Here is a 14,930-nt window from a genome sequence, read left to right on the forward strand (position 1 = left end):
GTGTGATTCGATTTCAGCAGGTAAGTAAAGCCTATCGTGGCGGTAGCCAAGCGCTACAAAAAGTAGATTTTCATCTGCGGTCAGCAGATATGGCTTTTTTAACTGGTCATTCTGGAGCAGGTAAAAGTACCCTGCTGAAATTGATTTGTGCCATAGAGCGACCAAGTGATGGTCATATCTTTTTTAATGGTCATGAAACAACACGTATCGACAATAAGCAGATACCGTTTTTACGCCGTAATATTGGTATCATTTTTCAAGATCACAAATTATTAATGGACAGCAGTGTCTACGATAACGTTGCTTTACCTTTGCGGGTAGAGCAAGTGTCTGAAAATGATGTTAAACGTCGTGTATCAGCAGCCCTCGATAAAGTGGGGCTGCTTGATAAAGCGCGTTGTTTACCGATTCAATTATCCGGTGGTGAACAGCAACGAGTCGGTATTGCTCGGGCTGTGGTTAACAAGCCCATGTTGCTATTAGCTGATGAACCTACCGGTAATCTAGATGCTGAATTATCACAGCAGGTGATGCGTTTATTTGAAGAATTTAATCGGGTTGGAGTTTGTGTATTAATGGCGACACACGATACGTCGCTATTATCGACACATAACTACCGTCGTTTAGATTTGCACCAAGGACATTTAAGGGAGCTTGCCCGTGGCGCGTAAACAAACCGGCTTTTTTGCTATTCATAAGCAGCAGTGCTTTGAAGCACTGAATGATCTTTTTAAGCGTCCGTTAGGTAATATCTTAACGCTCGCGGTGTTAGCATTTGCCTTAACGTTACCTTCAACGTTTTATTTATTAGCGAAAAATGTCACCTTGGTGGCACAGGCTTGGCAAAACCCGACACAACTTACGTTGTATTTAGATAATAATGCTTCAGAGCAAGCCGGCGCTGATTTTTCTGAACAGCTACAATCATGGCCTGAAATCGAAGCGGTCACGTATATTTCACCCGATAAAGGCCTTGAAGATTTCAGAGAGCATGCAGGTTTTGAGCAAGCACTCAGTTTACTGGATGAGAATCCATTACCTGCTGTCATTATTGTTCGCCCAGCACCTGATTGGCAAAATAATGAACAAGCAGCACAACTTGCTACTAAAATTCGCACTGAGCCTACAGTTGATGAAGTGCGATTAGACAGTGACTGGTTACAGCGGTTAGCTGCGATTCAGGATCTATCTGTTACCTTGGCGTTACTGATGTCTGGGTTAATGCTGTTTGCGGTCTTTTTAATTGTGGGTAACACCCTGCGTCTTCAAGTGTTGAATCAGAAAGATAGAATTCAAGTGATGAAGATGGTGGGGGCGACAGACAGTTTTATTCTACGTCCTTATTTATATGTAGGGGTGTGGTACGGCTTAATTGGAGCTGTTATTGCGTGGGTACTCACGATAATAGTGACTATACTTCTTGACGGTGCGGTTGAAAAACTAGCTATGTTATATGACAGTAACTTCCGTTTAGTGGGTTTAAGTTGGGATGAAAGCCTTATTTTAATGATGACAGCAGCCTTCCTTGGATTACTTGCTGCCCGCTTCTCTGCGGGGCGTCATTTGAAAGAAATTGAACCTATCTGACATTTTTTTGCCTGAAAATGGTGTAAATTACGCGGCTCACTTGCAAAGCGACCCATTTTCTTGGCACTATTACAGGTTCAGATAACGTTATAGGTGTTCAGATAACGTTATATTGGTATAAAAAACACACGAGGTTTTTTTGAATGGCAAAAGAGATGTCTTCAATGGCTCTAGTTTCTACTGGTAGCTTGGATAGTTATATCCAGACGGTCAATCGACACCCGATGCTTACAGTAGAGCAAGAAAAAGAGTTAGCTGAACGTCTGCATTATGATGGCGATATTGAAGCTGCGAAAGGCTTAGTAATGTCACATATGCGCTTTGTTGTGCATGTTGCTCGTGGCTATTCTGGCTATGGTTTACCAATGGCAGACTTAATACAGGAAGGTAACATCGGCTTGATGAAAGCGGTAAAACGCTTTAACCCTGAAGTAGGGGTTCGCTTGGTGTCTTTCGCTGTCCATTGGATTAAAGCTGAAATACATGAATATGTTTTACGAAATTGGCGCATCGTGAAAGTTGCGACAACCAAAGCTCAGCGTAAACTGTTCTTTAATCTACGTAAGTCAAAAAAACGTCTGGGTTGGTTTAACAATGCAGAAGTTGAAATGGTTGCAGAACAACTGGGTGTTAATCCATCTGAAGTGCGCGAGATGGAATCACGTTTAGCAGCCCAAGATCCTGCATTTGAACTACCAAATGAAGATGATGATCGTGATGCAGGCTACACTGCTCCTGTCTATTTCCTTGAAGATAAAGCGTCTGATGTTGCTTTAAGTTATGAAGAAAATAACTGGGAAAACCATACTAACAACCGTCTATCTAATGCATTAGCAGGATTGGATGAGCGCAGTCAGCACATTGTGCGATCTCGTTGGTTAGATGATGAAAAGACGACCTTACAAGATTTAGCTAATCACTACGGTATATCTGCCGAAAGGGTTCGCCAGCTTGAGAAAAACGCCATGAAAAAGCTGAAAGAAGCAGTAGGCGATTTTTACTAGGATCGACGTGATAGCAATGATCTAGATCGTTATAAGCTATCCACAAGCCGTAAAATAAAAACCGACTTATCATAGTCGGTTTTTTTGTGGCTAAAATTCGGTGCGTAACTTTTTCTAACGCATTGAATTTACCGATCTGTTGGCGCTTTCATCTTGAAGTATCATCAAATTATGCTGATAAACGGTGTTTTTCCTGTTGGGATATCTTTGGGGATGTTTTTGCGATGTAACTCACGTTTGTGAATATATTTGTGGGCTATATGCTAGGTTATACACAGCTTATGATCGGATCCTCACTACATGTAGTAGATCCTATTATTTTAAAACACATTATCAACGCAATCCACAGGCTTTTCCACAGCTGGTTATTTTTTGTTCTTCTTGGTTGCAAGGTGACACTTCTGTTTTTTAAAGCCCCGTGACACCTACCATAGGGGGAAATTTTATAGTGTGGATAAACCCCTACATTCTGTGCAAGGTTGTGAGTAACTGAGTAAGGTACAATACGTAACAATGATATTTCCTTATCCATGTTATCGGTGGGATCCTAAAACGGAGGATCGTCACACTTTGATAATGGGGAAGATCAATACCGACTATCAAAACCAAGAGGCAGGCAATGGAACAGTTCGAACATATTTCAGTTGATCAAGCATATAGCTTATTGCAACAAGAAGATTCACTGGCAGTGTTAGTGGATATTCGCGACCCTCAATCATTTGGGCTAGCACATCCTGAAAATGCTTATCACCTGACGAATGACACTATGGTTGAATTAATGAATCAGGTTGATTTTGAACAACCTGTGATTGTGATGTGTTATCACGGCATTAGCAGTCAAGGTGCCGCACAATATTTGATTAACCAAGGGTTTGAAGCGGTGTATAGTTTGGATGGTGGCTTTGAAGCTTGGCGTCGTCAGGCTTTACCAATTATTCAACAGATCGATTAATGGTAACCAATTGCCGATCTGATACTTTGTCGGAGTGAAAGATGCATCGATTAGCTGGATTCCATAATCCTCGTCAGGCGCAAGCGTTTATCGATTATATGGCGTCGCGTGGTATTACCTTGTCTTTAGCATCTGAGCCTGAAGGCGTTTTTGCCATCTGGTTAGTTGATATCGAGCATCAAGTTGAAGCAGAGTCTGAACTTAATACTTTTTTGAATAACCCGAATGAACCTAAGTATCAAGCTGCATCTTGGGATGTAGCTGAAAGCCGTACGGCAAAATTCAATTATCGTAGCCCGAGTTTAATTGGGATGGTTAAATCACAGGCAGGGCCGTTTAGCTTATCGGTTATGGTTGTGGTTATCGCGATTTATATATTGTGGTTCTTTGGTTTACAGCAGCCTCTTTTTGATTTATTCCATTTCCCGTTTATGGATGGCGATCAGTGGCAAGTGTGGCGATTTTTCTCACACGCTTTGATTCACTTTTCTGCCTTACATATTATTTTTAACTGCCTATGGTGGTGGATCCTCGGCGGGCAATTAGAGCGACATAGCGGCAGTGCAAAACTGGTTCAAGTCTTTTTGATATCAGCGTTGATATCAGGGTTTGCTCAATTTTGGTTTCATGGTCCTAATTTTGGTGGTTTATCTGGGGTTGTTTACGCCCTCATGGGCTACATCTGGTGGATGGGCTGGTTAGCACCTAAACGAGGCCTTACCATGCCAAAAGCGTATGTCGGTTTTATGCTGGCATGGCTGGTGATTGGATTTGCTGAGCCGATGGGAGTGTCGATAGCGAACATGGCACATTTATTTGGCTTGATCAGTGGGTGCTTAATCGCACTGGTTGATGCGAAATTTGGAAAGTCGAACCACCAATAATCTCTCTTCCTTAAAGATTAATGTCATTCTATTCCCTATTTCGAATGGCATTAGTCTCTGATTTCAAAAGCACTTCTATATATTTGTCTGCTTTTTAGGGCAAGATGTCTCATTTTTGAAAAATAAATCTTCGTTTATGATTGTTTTCACATCTTTATCTTTTCATTCGCGTAATAATTCGCGCCAATTGAGCGGAATCGATTGTTTTGCTCGTTTGTAGCTTGCGTTCGCGCAAAAATCCATCGCTGAAACAACAATTTGTTAAAAGCAATATCGTAACAACAGTACGCTGTTTAAAAATCGTCCTTGCTAAAATAACAATAACTTTTAAAGGAACACCTTATGTTTGGCATCTTTAAACCCGCAGTTCATACTGCGCAATTGTCTGGTGGACAAATAGATCCTGTCTATAAACGTCTACGTTGGCAACTCTTTATGGGTATCTTCTTTGGCTATGCCGGGTATTATCTAGTCCGTAAAAACTTCAGTTTGGCTATGCCTTTCTTGATTGAAGAGTATGGCTACAGCCGTGGGGACTTAGGTGTTGCTCTGGCTGCTGTTTCTATTGCCTATGGTTTATCAAAGTTCTTAATGGGTAGCGTGTCAGACCGCTCTAATCCGCGCTATTTTATGGCGGCAGGCTTGACCATGTCGGCGTTGGTGATGCTGTGCTTTGGCTTTATGCCTTGGGCAACAAGCAGTATTACCGCCATGTTTATCTTATTGTTCTTGAATGGTTGGTTCCAGGGCATGGGGTGGCCAGCTTGTGGTCGGACGATGGTGCATTGGTGGTCACGTAAAGAACGTGGCGAATTAGTGTCGGTTTGGAACGTCGCGCATAATGTGGGTGGCGGTTTAATTGGTCCGATGTTCTTATTGGGTTTATGGGCTTTTAACGATGACTGGCGTACAGCATTTTATGTACCTGCATTCTTCGCGTTATTGGTTGCTGCTTTCACATTAATCACCATGCGTGATACACCGCAATCTTGTGGTTTACCTGCCATTGAAGAATATAAAAACGACTACCCTGATAACTACGATGAATCACATGAAAAAGAGATGACCGGTAAGGAAATCTTCTTCAAATATGTATTTAACAACAAATTATTGTGGTTTATCGCAATTGCGAACGCATTTGTTTACTTGATTCGTTATGGTGTACTTGATTGGGCTCCTGTGTATTTAAGTGAAGTAAAAGACTTCTCAGTAGATAAGTCATCTTGGGCATATTTCCTTTATGAGTGGGCAGGTATTCCAGGCACATTACTGTGTGGTTGGATGTCAGATAAATTCTTTAAAGGTCGCCGTGCACCTGCTGGCATCTTATTTATGTCACTTGTAACGATTGCGGTATTGGTTTACTGGTTTAACCCTCCGGGCAATCCAATTGTTGATATGACAGCACTGGTTGCTATCGGCTTCCTTATTTATGGCCCGGTAATGCTTATTGGTCTGTATGCGTTAGAATTAGCACCGAAGAAAGCGGCGGGTACGGCTGCTGGCCTTACTGGTTTGTTTGGCTACCTTGGCGGTGCGGTTGTGGCAAACATCGTACTAGGCTACACCGTTGACCACTTTGGTTGGGATGGTGGCTTCATGGTACTGACTTCAGCCTGTGGCTTGTCAATCTTCTTCCTTGTGTTAGCACTAATGGGTGAAAATAAGATCCATGAAAAACGTGCTCTTGAGCGCGCACAACAAAATGCGTGATTGAGATCGCCATCATTGGCATCTTTCTATCGCTGTAGGTAATATGATAAGGCTCCGCATTCGCGGGGCCTTGTTGTAATCAGGAGCAGCGTCAGCAGTGAAGCAAAGCAAACGACATCAAGAGATTATCGACATCGTTAAAACCCAGGGCTATGTCAGCACTGACGACCTGGTTGAACGTTTTAACGTAAGCCCTCAAACTATCCGACGAGATCTGAATGAACTCGCCGCTGAAAATAAAATTCGTCGTCATCACGGCGGAGCAACCATTCCATCCAGTTCCGTTAATACATCTTACAATACGCGTAAAGTGATGCAGCTGGTTGAAAAAGACCGTATTGCAGAAGCTATGGCCGAGCATATTCCCGATGGGGCCACGCTGTTTATTGATATTGGTACAACGCCTGAAGCTGTTGCCCGTGCATTACTAAATCATAATGATTTACGCATCGTAACGAATAACTTGAATGTCGCCAGCGTATTAACAGGAAAAGATGATTTTCGCGTTATCTTAGCGGGTGGTGAAGTACGTAACCGCGACGGTGGTATTGTGGGCGAAGCAACCCTCGATTTCATTTCCCAGTTCCGGTTAGATTTCGGCATCATGGGGATCAGTGGTATTGATCTTGATGGCTCATTGCTTGATTTTGATTACCATGAAGTACGCGTGAAACAGGCGATTATCGAAAATAGCCGCTGCGTTATGCTGGGTGCCGATCATACTAAATTTGGTCGTAATGCGATGGTGAATCTGGGTGATATTAGTCAGATTGATATGTTGTTTACCGATGAACACCCCCCGGAAGCGTTATTGAAGCTGATTACTGAGCATGAAATCCATATGGAAGTCGTTGGTCAAGACAATACGCTAGATTGACCGATAAAAATCGGTAACGAAAAGAGATAATCGATACGAAAACGTGTCGAGCAGCTTTCCTAAACGGACCGTCAGTAATGGCTGTCCGTTTTTTATGCGTGTTATTTGACGAATTGGTCATATTTTTATAACAAATCGCAAATAATAATGGTGATCTTGAGTTAATTGTCAGCTATGATGCTCGATATCGAGTTAAAACGAACATTTTAATGTTCGCATTGGTTTCGAATTATCAAAATCAAGCATATTACGGGATAGGTGGATGGCATGACGGCAGAAAACACGCAGATTTTGGATCTAATTGTAGTAGGTGGTGGTATTAATGGCGCTGGTATTGCCGCTGATGCTGCTGGACGAGGTTTGACTGTCGGTTTATATGAAGCTGATGATTTTGCTTCTGCTACTTCTTCTGCGAGTTCGAAGCTTATCCATGGTGGTCTTCGTTATCTTGAGCACTATGAATTTCGTTTAGTTGGCGAAGCACTGGCAGAGCGTGAAGTGCTATTGAAAAAAATCCCTCATATTGCACGCCCTATGCGTTTTCGCTTGCCTCACCGCCCACATCTTCGTCCGGCTTGGATGATCCGTGCTGGCTTATTTATGTATGATAACTTGGGTAAACGCACAACATTACCTGCGAGCCATGGCCTTAAATTTGGTCAAGATTCAGTATTAATTCCAGAAATAACCAAAGGGTTCGAATACTCAGATTGCTGGGTTGATGATGCGCGCTTGGTACTTTTGAATGCAATGGAAGTGGCAGAAAAAGGCGGTGATGTACGTAATCGTTGCCGAGTTGAAAAAGCGATACGTGACGGTAAATTTTGGCTCGTAACCATTCGTGATGTCCAAACGAATGAAGTCTTTGTACGTAAATCTCGTGCGCTGGTGAATGCAGCTGGCCCTTGGGTGAAAGCGTTCTTCGATGACAGTATGGAAGAAGTATCTCCGCGTAATATTCGCTTAATTAAAGGTTCACACATTGTTGTGCCACGTGCACACGACGAACCGCAAGCGTATATTTTGCAAAATGAAGATAATCGAATTGTTTTTGTTATTCCTTACTTAGATCGTTTTTCGATTATTGGTACGACGGATGTTGAATACAATGGTGATCCGCGTAATGTGGCCATTGATGACAACGAGATCGATTACTTGTTAAAAGCTTACAACACCAATTTTGTGAAAAAGCTGGATCGTACTGATGTGGTATGGACCTACAGTGGTGTTCGTCCACTATGTGATGACGAATCAGATTCACCACAAGCAATTACCCGTGATTACACCTTAGAGCTTGAACAAAAAGCGAACCAAGCTCCTTTACTATCGATTTTCGGGGGGAAGCTCACCACATACCGTAAGCTTGCTGAAGCGGCAATGACCAAGCTATCGCCTTTCTTCTCCAATATGGGCCCAAGCTGGACTGTTGATTCGTATTTGCCGGGTGGTGAAGCGAACTTTAGCATTCCACTGCTAGCCAAGAAACTGCAACAGCAGCATGCATGGTTATCTGCCTTTACGTGTGAGCGTATGGCAACGAACTACGGTAACCGAGCGGTGAAATTGTTAGAAGGCGTCAATGGTGAAGTTGATATGGGGCTGCACTTTGGCGAAGGCCTTTATGCTCGTGAACTCGATTACATGATTGAGCAAGAATTTGCGCAAAATGAAATCGATGCATTGTGGCGCCGTAGTAAATTAGGTTTGTATCTAAATGATGAGCAGATCGCAGCGGTGGCACAGTACATTACCGATAAAGCACAATCTATTGCAGCTAAAAAGTCGCAAGCGAATGTCGCGGCATAAGCGATAGATGGGTTAAAGCGGGCTAAGGTTATGTGCTTTAGCACTGCTTAATAAAAAAATAGATATGTAAAAGGCGCTCATTGAGCGCCTTTTTTTATTGCCAGTCATAAATCTTATAACGACTATCAGCCATTATTGGTACAGATACTTGGTAAACAATAACTCTGTTACCAGTTTTTGTCTGGTCTCTGTGATCAGCAGTTCATTCACTTTGGCAAGGCAGGCTTGTCGAATTTCTTCACGCCCCGCCAATGATTTCACTTTTGCTTCTGGCTGTTGACCAATGATGTTGATAATGGCATCACGAATTAATGGCGTATGATGCTCCACCTGCTTGATTAAGCTGGGATCAGATACCATTAAATCGATCTGTAAGCGCAAATAGCCTAATTTTTTACCCTGCGTAACATAGTTAGTCGTTATGTCGGGGGTTAGGGTGTAATAAGAATATTCTGGTTGCGACAGGGGTGCATCTGCTGCTGCAACATACTGGGTAGCTAGAATACTAGCCAAAAAAAGGGTGAAGCCAAAGATTGTCGATTTCATCATTACACTCATGGGTTTATCTGAATTTGTCGCAATGAATTGCTATCTTTCGACCGTAACGATATTCCTACTCGTTACGGCTTGCTACAATAGCAGATCATCATGGTAATAAATTAACCGCATTCTACCAAGCTATTTTAATCATAAGCTTGTAGCGTTCGAATTGGAAAGATGTCGAAATTCAAGCAGTTGTATAAACCATTATTGGATAATGTGCAGTGGGAAACACCCCTCTCACTCGCGATAGAAGGCACAGAGTTTGGGCATTGGTTGCTTGAGCCTGATTCATTATCACGTCGACTTCAACGTCATTGTGATGAATTTACCGTGTCGCTCATTGAGCAGAAGAAAATTGATAGTACGATGCTATCGGCTGATGAGCGTGAGTTGATCGGTGATGTTGATTGTCTATTACGTAAAGTAGTTTTGATGGGAGACGGGCAACCGTGGGTATTTGCTCGTACTTTAATCCCGCTATCCACCCTTACAGGACAAGAGAGCGACCTTGAACAACTGGGTGAGATGCCACTGGGCTTTCGGGTATTTACTGATAGTAGTGCGCGTCGTGATGCATTGGAAGTTGCGAATACAGGAACACAAGAACAGCCACTATGGGCTCGCCGTTCACGTTTATGGATAAATAATAAACCGTTGCTGGTTGCTGAATTATTTTTGGCACAAGCCCCAGTTTATTCAAAGGAGAGACAATGTTAGCAATGACTAAGGCGAAAGCATTTTGTCAGCTGGCACGATTTGATCGCCCTATTGGTAGTTTACTTTTATTATGGCCAACGTTGTGGGCACTGTTTTTAGCCGCAGATGGTTTACCCAATATACATGTGCTGGTGGTTTTTGTGCTTGGCGTTATTTTTATGCGTGCGGCTGGCTGTGTGATTAATGATTTTGCTGACCGTAATTTTGATGGTCATGTAAAACGCACAGCTGAACGGCCAATGCCATCGGGCAAGGTATCGGAACGTGAAGCGCTCGGATTATTCGGTCTATTGGTATTAGTGTCGTTTTTATTAGTACTGACCATGAACACCTTAACGATTATGCTCTCTGTGGTTGGGCTGGCATTGGCTGCCGCTTATCCATTTATGAAGCGTTATACCCATTTACCGCAGCTGGTACTTGGTATGGCATTTGGCTGGTCAATTCCAATGGCATATGCCGCACAGGCGGGTGAGTTACCTGTTGTTGCATGGTTATTATTTACCGCCAATATATTGTGGACCATTGCTTACGATACTCAGTATGCCATGGTCGATCGCGATGATGACTTAAAAGTGGGCATCAAGTCCGCCGCCATTTTATTTGGTCGCTTTGATAAGATTATTATTGGTGTATTGCAGTTAAGCACGTTAGTAATCATGATTTTGATTGGACATAGCCTCGATTTACATCAAGTTTATTATTGGTTTTTATTAATGGCATCTGGCTTGTTTGTGTACCAACAACGACTGATTGGAAGGCGTGAACGTGAACCGTGTTTTAAAGCATTTTTAAACAATAACTATGTTGGCATGCTGATCTTTTTAGGTATCGCTATTAGTGTGATGATGCAATAAATAACGATATTGAGCGGCCTGCATGCGCAAAGCTTTTTGACGTTACTTAGGTATACATCATAAAAAAGCACCTATAGGGTGCTTTTTTATTGTTTGAGATTTGTGTCAATCTTTCTTGTTATAACCGCTGTACAGCTTTTTAATTAAAAAACACCATCAAACTAAGAAACGTCTATTTCTTGTTATTAAACGGGCATTGCATTAATTAATCATTAACTTAGCTGAAGCCTATCAGTTCTGGGGTGTAGGTTAGTTTTTAGTGAGACCTCTGAAACTGTACAGCTTTAGAGGTTTTATATACCAGTAACCTAAAAGCTTGCGTTTTTAGACGTATCGTAATGAATCCGGCGGTTGCCAGCTAGGCGCTAGTACGTTATCAGGACTAATGTACATGTTTAGGACGTTTGGGAACCCCATAACCTAAAAGCTTATAAAGTGATTGAGGTCGATAGCAGGCAATAAAAAAGCTGGCCATGCCAGCTTTTCGTTTAAAGGTGTATCTCAGCGGTGAATTGAATTACGCTTTTTCATCGCGATTCATTACCGCTTGAATGGTTAATTTCACTTCAGGTGAAACCAATGCTGTTAATTGATCGGCAAGGTTTTCTACTTGGCGAGACACCGCATGACACTCATCATTGAGGTAGCCTTCGCTGCGTAGCGTTTTCACTAATATCGCGAACACACCTTTGTCGAAAAACTCTGGTGCATTAATCCCGTGTAAGCGACTTAAACGTTGTGCCATCATTTGACTTTGCTGCTCTAAATCACTCTTCATCATTTGAGGATCGGCATGCAGTAGAGTTAAGGTGATGGTATAGCGTTGCAACGTTTCAGTGATCGTACGGGCTAACAACTGTAGTGGTCCAATACGGGCATTATTCATCGAGATAGTGTCGCCATTACTTAACAGTAAACGCTGACGAACCAGTTCACTAATGATGGAGTCAATGACAGCATTTAGTTCACCTTTCTCAAAGCGTAAGAATAACTCAGCTTTTAAGAATGGATACAGTAACTGCACTTGTTCATAAATCTTATCTTTGGATAAGCTCTGATGCTGAACGATGATGTGTGCAATTAAAGACGGCAATGCAAACAAGTGAATAATGTTATTACGGTAGTAAGTCATCAAAATAGATTGTTGACGATCAAGCGAAATAACCTCACCTAAACCATCACGCTCTACAATGAACTTATCCATTTCTAGTGCGTGTTCGACCAAGGTTTTTGCATCTTCGTCTGGCATCGTACATTGTGATGAATATGATGCGTTACGCAGAATTTGTAGGTAACTATCAATCTGCTGTTCGAGCTCTTCACGGCTCAGGGCACGCTGACGAGATGATAATAATGCTAACGCACACAATGTGAGAGCATTGGTCGCAGCGGCATCATTAATGTGTGTCATCATTTTAACGGCAAGATCGTTCACTACAGGATTTAGCCAGCTTGGTTTCTGTGGTTCGATTGGGTCAATGTCATCATGCCACGTTGGCACGTTATCATTGAGGTATTGATTCAGCGGAATTGGCTCGCCGAAATTCACATAACCTTGCCCAAAATTACGTAATTTACGTAATGTCCGCAAAATTTGACCCAGATTTTCTTTTTCCTTACGCTTACCTTGTAGTTCTTTTGCGTAAGTGGCCACTTCCATAACGTGCTCATAACCAATATAGACTGGTACCAATGTAACAGGGCGATTTAAGCCTCGTAACATCGCTTGAATTGTCATTGAAAGCATACCTGTTTTCGCTGGTAGTAAACGTCCGGTACGTGAACGGCCACCTTCACTGAAGTATTCGACGGAATAGCCTTTCGCAAAAAGCTCGGCCAGGTATTCACGAAAAACCGTTGAATATAGGCGGTTACCTTTAAAACTACGACGTATAAAGAAGCCACCACCACGGCGGAAAATCGGTCCCGCAGGGAAGAAGTTCAGATTTATACCCGCAGCAATGTGCGGCGGAACTAAGCCTTCTTTATACAAAACATAAGATAAAAGTAGATAATCCATATGGCTACGGTGACACGGAACATACACGATTTCGTGACCATCTTGTGCCAACTTACGTACTCGCTGAGCGTTGTGAATATTCAACCCTTGATAGAGCTTGTTCCACAACCAACCGAGAAAACGTTCAGCATTTTTAATCAGTGAATAAGAGAAATTAGCCGCAATTTCTTCCATCATGTCGATGGCTTCTTTACGGACTTTTTCTACTGGTACATCACGGCTTTCAGCTTCTTCACGAACCACTTTTTCAATAGCTTTAGATGCCAGTAAGCGCTTGAATAAGGCTTGGCGGTCGGGTAAACGTGGGCCTGAAGCTGCAATTTGTTGGCGAGAGAAATGAATCTTTGCCACACGCGCTAATTTTTGCGCGATTGCGTCATCAGTACCGTGATTGTCTGCCATATAACGTAATGATACAGGCGTGCTTAAACGCACTAAACAATCGCGGCCATGGCCTAAAATCGCAGTAAACTTTTCAGGACCATTGAGTGGGCGCAGTACCGGCCCTCTATGGCTTTCTTTACCTGGCTTACGTCCCCATAAAATGGAGGCAGGAATGAGCTGAATATCGAGATCAGAATCTTGCTTATGCTGCTCAAGTAAACTGGTGAATAACTGAAGTGATTCTTTCGGTAATTCTCGATCGGTACCAAAAATACTTGGACCGTTTGCTACGAAAACATACCGCGAGAATTTTTGATCACCAATTTCAAGTGGCGTCAGTGGGTCGGGTAGACCTAGTTCCAGAGTACTGCTACGTAGTGTCATTAGATCCGTATTTGAACGGAAAGGTAAGATATAAACGATTGGTCGTTCGATATCTAATTCTAAATCTTTAACGGGATCGGATGGAATTGAATTGGTCTTAACCAACACGGAAAGCGGCAAATTCAATAATTTTTGATAGATTTTCTGCCAACTTGACATATCTTTTACTAGCCTCGAATTCTTAATGCGTGGCAAGGATAGCAGAAAATGGCTGCTTTCATGCAGCGAAAATGCGAGATATTGATATCAAATTATGATTTTGAATAATCTTTTATTCCATTTATTATTCCAGCAATCATCTTTGTTTGATCACGGCTAATTTTCACGATCTAATCACAGTAATTAATCAAATACTTGGGTTAATCTGAACGCTTTTACTGTATTTAATCGTTGTGCTTTCTATACGGATTGGTCTTTTCGTGAACAATTAACTTTTCAAGCCTGTAAACACTGGATATACTCACAGTAGACTGTATAAACAAACAGGGTGAATCATGAAGCCGTTAACGCCGCGCCAACAAGAAGTCTTTGATTTGATCAAAGCAAAAATCGAAGATAGTGGGATGCCGCCAACGCGTGCTGAGATCGCTCGTGAATTGGGGTTCCGTTCAGCGAATGCTGCTGAAGAACATTTAAAAGCGTTGGCACGTAAAGAAGTCATTGAAATTGTGCCGGGTGCATCACGAGGTATTCGTGTGTTACTCCATGATGAAGCTGAAGAAAAAGGCTTACCATTAATTGGTCGTGTTGCTGCTGGTGAACCTATTTTGGCTCAAGAGCATGTTGAAATGCATTATGAAGTTGATCCAACATTATTCAAGCCGCGCGCTGATTTTTTATTGCGTGTAAATGGCATGAGCATGAAAGACATCGGTATTATGGATGGCGATTTACTTGCTGTGCATAAAACCCAAGATGTTCATAACGGGCAAGTGGTTGTTGCTCGTGTTGATGATGATGTAACAGTAAAGCGTCTTGATAAACAAGGTTCGCAAGTTTTGTTGCATGCTGAAAATGAAGATTTTGCTCCGATTGTTGTTGATCTTACTCATCAGCAATTGACGATTGAAGGCATTGCTGTTGGTGTTATTCGTACTGCTGACTGGATGTAATCGCTCCTTGTAAATGTTAATAAATCATTATGTTTTGCATTAGTATCGAGAATACTTTGCAAAACTTAATGATAGTCATTATCATCTAAT

13 protein-coding genes are annotated in these 14,930 nt (G+C 42.2%); 11 read left to right on the forward strand and 2 right to left on the reverse strand.

Annotated features, from left to right (window positions below; translation table 11 throughout):
- Positions 1 to 2: 2 nt before the first annotated feature.
- The 8 genes from ftsE (at position 3) to glpD (ending at position 8,823) form a co-directional block, all read left to right on the forward strand.
- Entirely contained in the window at positions 3 to 671 is a 669-nt protein-coding gene (gene ftsE, locus C9J48_RS15850) for a cell division ATP-binding protein FtsE (RefSeq protein ID WP_006233266.1), read from the forward strand.
- Positions 661 to 1,587: a permease-like cell division protein FtsX gene (gene ftsX / locus C9J48_RS15855; RefSeq protein ID WP_006233267.1), complete on the forward strand. Its 927-nt coding sequence runs from the start codon at positions 661 to 663 to the stop codon at positions 1,585 to 1,587. Before ftsE ends, ftsX begins: the two co-directional genes overlap by 11 nt.
- A gap of 143 nt (positions 1,588 to 1,730) precedes the next feature.
- On the forward strand, positions 1,731 to 2,591 hold the full coding sequence (rpoH, locus tag C9J48_RS15860) for an RNA polymerase sigma factor RpoH (RefSeq protein WP_006233268.1): 861 nt from the start codon (positions 1,731 to 1,733) through the stop codon (positions 2,589 to 2,591).
- Positions 2,592 to 3,210: 619 nt separating this feature from the next.
- Positions 3,211 to 3,543: a thiosulfate sulfurtransferase GlpE gene (gene glpE / locus C9J48_RS15865; protein WP_006233269.1), complete on the forward strand. Its 333-nt coding sequence runs from the start codon at positions 3,211 to 3,213 to the stop codon at positions 3,541 to 3,543.
- Between the two features lie 41 nt (positions 3,544 to 3,584).
- Complete coding sequence (gene glpG / locus C9J48_RS15870) at positions 3,585 to 4,427, forward strand: rhomboid family intramembrane serine protease GlpG (RefSeq protein ID WP_006233270.1); 843 nt, start codon at positions 3,585 to 3,587, stop codon at positions 4,425 to 4,427.
- 342 nt (positions 4,428 to 4,769) lie between these two features.
- Positions 4,770 to 6,140 carry a glycerol-3-phosphate transporter gene (glpT, locus tag C9J48_RS15875; RefSeq protein ID WP_006233271.1) on the forward strand — a complete coding sequence of 457 codons (1,371 nt, stop codon included), beginning with the start codon at positions 4,770 to 4,772 and terminating at the stop codon, positions 6,138 to 6,140.
- A gap of 97 nt (positions 6,141 to 6,237) precedes the next feature.
- Positions 6,238 to 7,017, forward strand: coding sequence for a DeoR/GlpR family transcriptional regulator (locus C9J48_RS15880; protein ID WP_006233272.1), 780 nt, complete (start codon positions 6,238 to 6,240; stop codon positions 7,015 to 7,017).
- A gap of 267 nt (positions 7,018 to 7,284) precedes the next feature.
- On the forward strand, positions 7,285 to 8,823 hold the full coding sequence (gene glpD, locus C9J48_RS15885; RefSeq protein ID WP_006233273.1) for a glycerol-3-phosphate dehydrogenase: 1,539 nt from the start codon (positions 7,285 to 7,287) through the stop codon (positions 8,821 to 8,823).
- A 132-nt stretch (positions 8,824 to 8,955) separates the two neighbouring features.
- On the opposite strand, the gene C9J48_RS15890 is transcribed toward glpD, so the two are convergent.
- The gene (locus tag C9J48_RS15890; protein ID WP_036804259.1) at positions 8,956 to 9,372 is read right to left on the reverse strand and encodes a flagellar basal body-associated protein FliL; all 417 of its coding nucleotides are present in this window, start codon (positions 9,370 to 9,372) and stop codon (positions 8,956 to 8,958) included.
- 168 nt (positions 9,373 to 9,540) lie between these two features.
- On the opposite strand from C9J48_RS15890, the gene C9J48_RS15895 reads away from it, so the two are divergent.
- Positions 9,541 to 10,083, forward strand: a complete 543-nt coding sequence (locus C9J48_RS15895; RefSeq protein WP_006233275.1) for a chorismate--pyruvate lyase family protein — start codon at positions 9,541 to 9,543, stop codon at positions 10,081 to 10,083.
- Positions 10,077 to 10,940 (forward strand): 4-hydroxybenzoate octaprenyltransferase, encoded by an 864-nt coding sequence (ubiA, locus tag C9J48_RS15900; RefSeq protein ID WP_006233276.1) that lies wholly within the window; start codon positions 10,077 to 10,079, stop codon positions 10,938 to 10,940. Before C9J48_RS15895 ends, ubiA begins: the two co-directional genes overlap by 7 nt.
- Before the next feature lie 517 nt (positions 10,941 to 11,457).
- Here the strand turns inward: ubiA and plsB are convergent.
- Positions 11,458 to 13,887, reverse strand: a complete 2,430-nt coding sequence (gene plsB / locus C9J48_RS15905; RefSeq protein WP_006233277.1) for a glycerol-3-phosphate 1-O-acyltransferase PlsB — start codon at positions 13,885 to 13,887, stop codon at positions 11,458 to 11,460.
- 335 nt (positions 13,888 to 14,222) lie between these two features.
- Between plsB and lexA the strand changes: the two genes are divergently transcribed.
- A complete protein-coding gene (gene lexA, locus C9J48_RS15910) occupies positions 14,223 to 14,840 on the forward strand; it encodes a transcriptional repressor LexA (protein WP_006233278.1) in 618 nt (205 codons plus the stop codon).
- Positions 14,841 to 14,930 lie beyond the last annotated feature (90 nt).

Source organism: Photobacterium profundum (assembly GCF_003026285.1).
Lineage (GTDB): Bacteria > Pseudomonadota > Gammaproteobacteria > Enterobacterales > Vibrionaceae > Photobacterium > Photobacterium profundum.

What these genes read in the sequence shown, in the direction of transcription:
- glpG (WP_006233270.1), top strand. Translation starts at nt 3,585, where the DNA reads ATGCATCGATTAGCTGGATTCCATAATCCTCGTCAGGCGCAAGCGTTT.
- plsB (WP_006233277.1), bottom strand. Translation starts at nt 13,887, where the DNA reads ATGTCAAGTTGGCAGAAAATCTATCAAAAATTATTGAATTTGCCGCTT.
- C9J48_RS15895 (WP_006233275.1), top strand. Translation starts at nt 9,541, where the DNA reads ATGTCGAAATTCAAGCAGTTGTATAAACCATTATTGGATAATGTGCAG.
- glpT (WP_006233271.1), top strand. Translation starts at nt 4,770, where the DNA reads ATGTTTGGCATCTTTAAACCCGCAGTTCATACTGCGCAATTGTCTGGT.
- ubiA (WP_006233276.1), top strand. Translation starts at nt 10,077, where the DNA reads ATGTTAGCAATGACTAAGGCGAAAGCATTTTGTCAGCTGGCACGATTT.
- C9J48_RS15890 (WP_036804259.1), bottom strand. Translation starts at nt 9,372, where the DNA reads ATGATGAAATCGACAATCTTTGGCTTCACCCTTTTTTTGGCTAGTATT.
- rpoH (WP_006233268.1), top strand. Translation starts at nt 1,731, where the DNA reads ATGGCAAAAGAGATGTCTTCAATGGCTCTAGTTTCTACTGGTAGCTTG.
- glpD (WP_006233273.1), top strand. Translation starts at nt 7,285, where the DNA reads ATGACGGCAGAAAACACGCAGATTTTGGATCTAATTGTAGTAGGTGGT.
- lexA (WP_006233278.1), top strand. Translation starts at nt 14,223, where the DNA reads ATGAAGCCGTTAACGCCGCGCCAACAAGAAGTCTTTGATTTGATCAAA.
- glpE (WP_006233269.1), top strand. Translation starts at nt 3,211, where the DNA reads ATGGAACAGTTCGAACATATTTCAGTTGATCAAGCATATAGCTTATTG.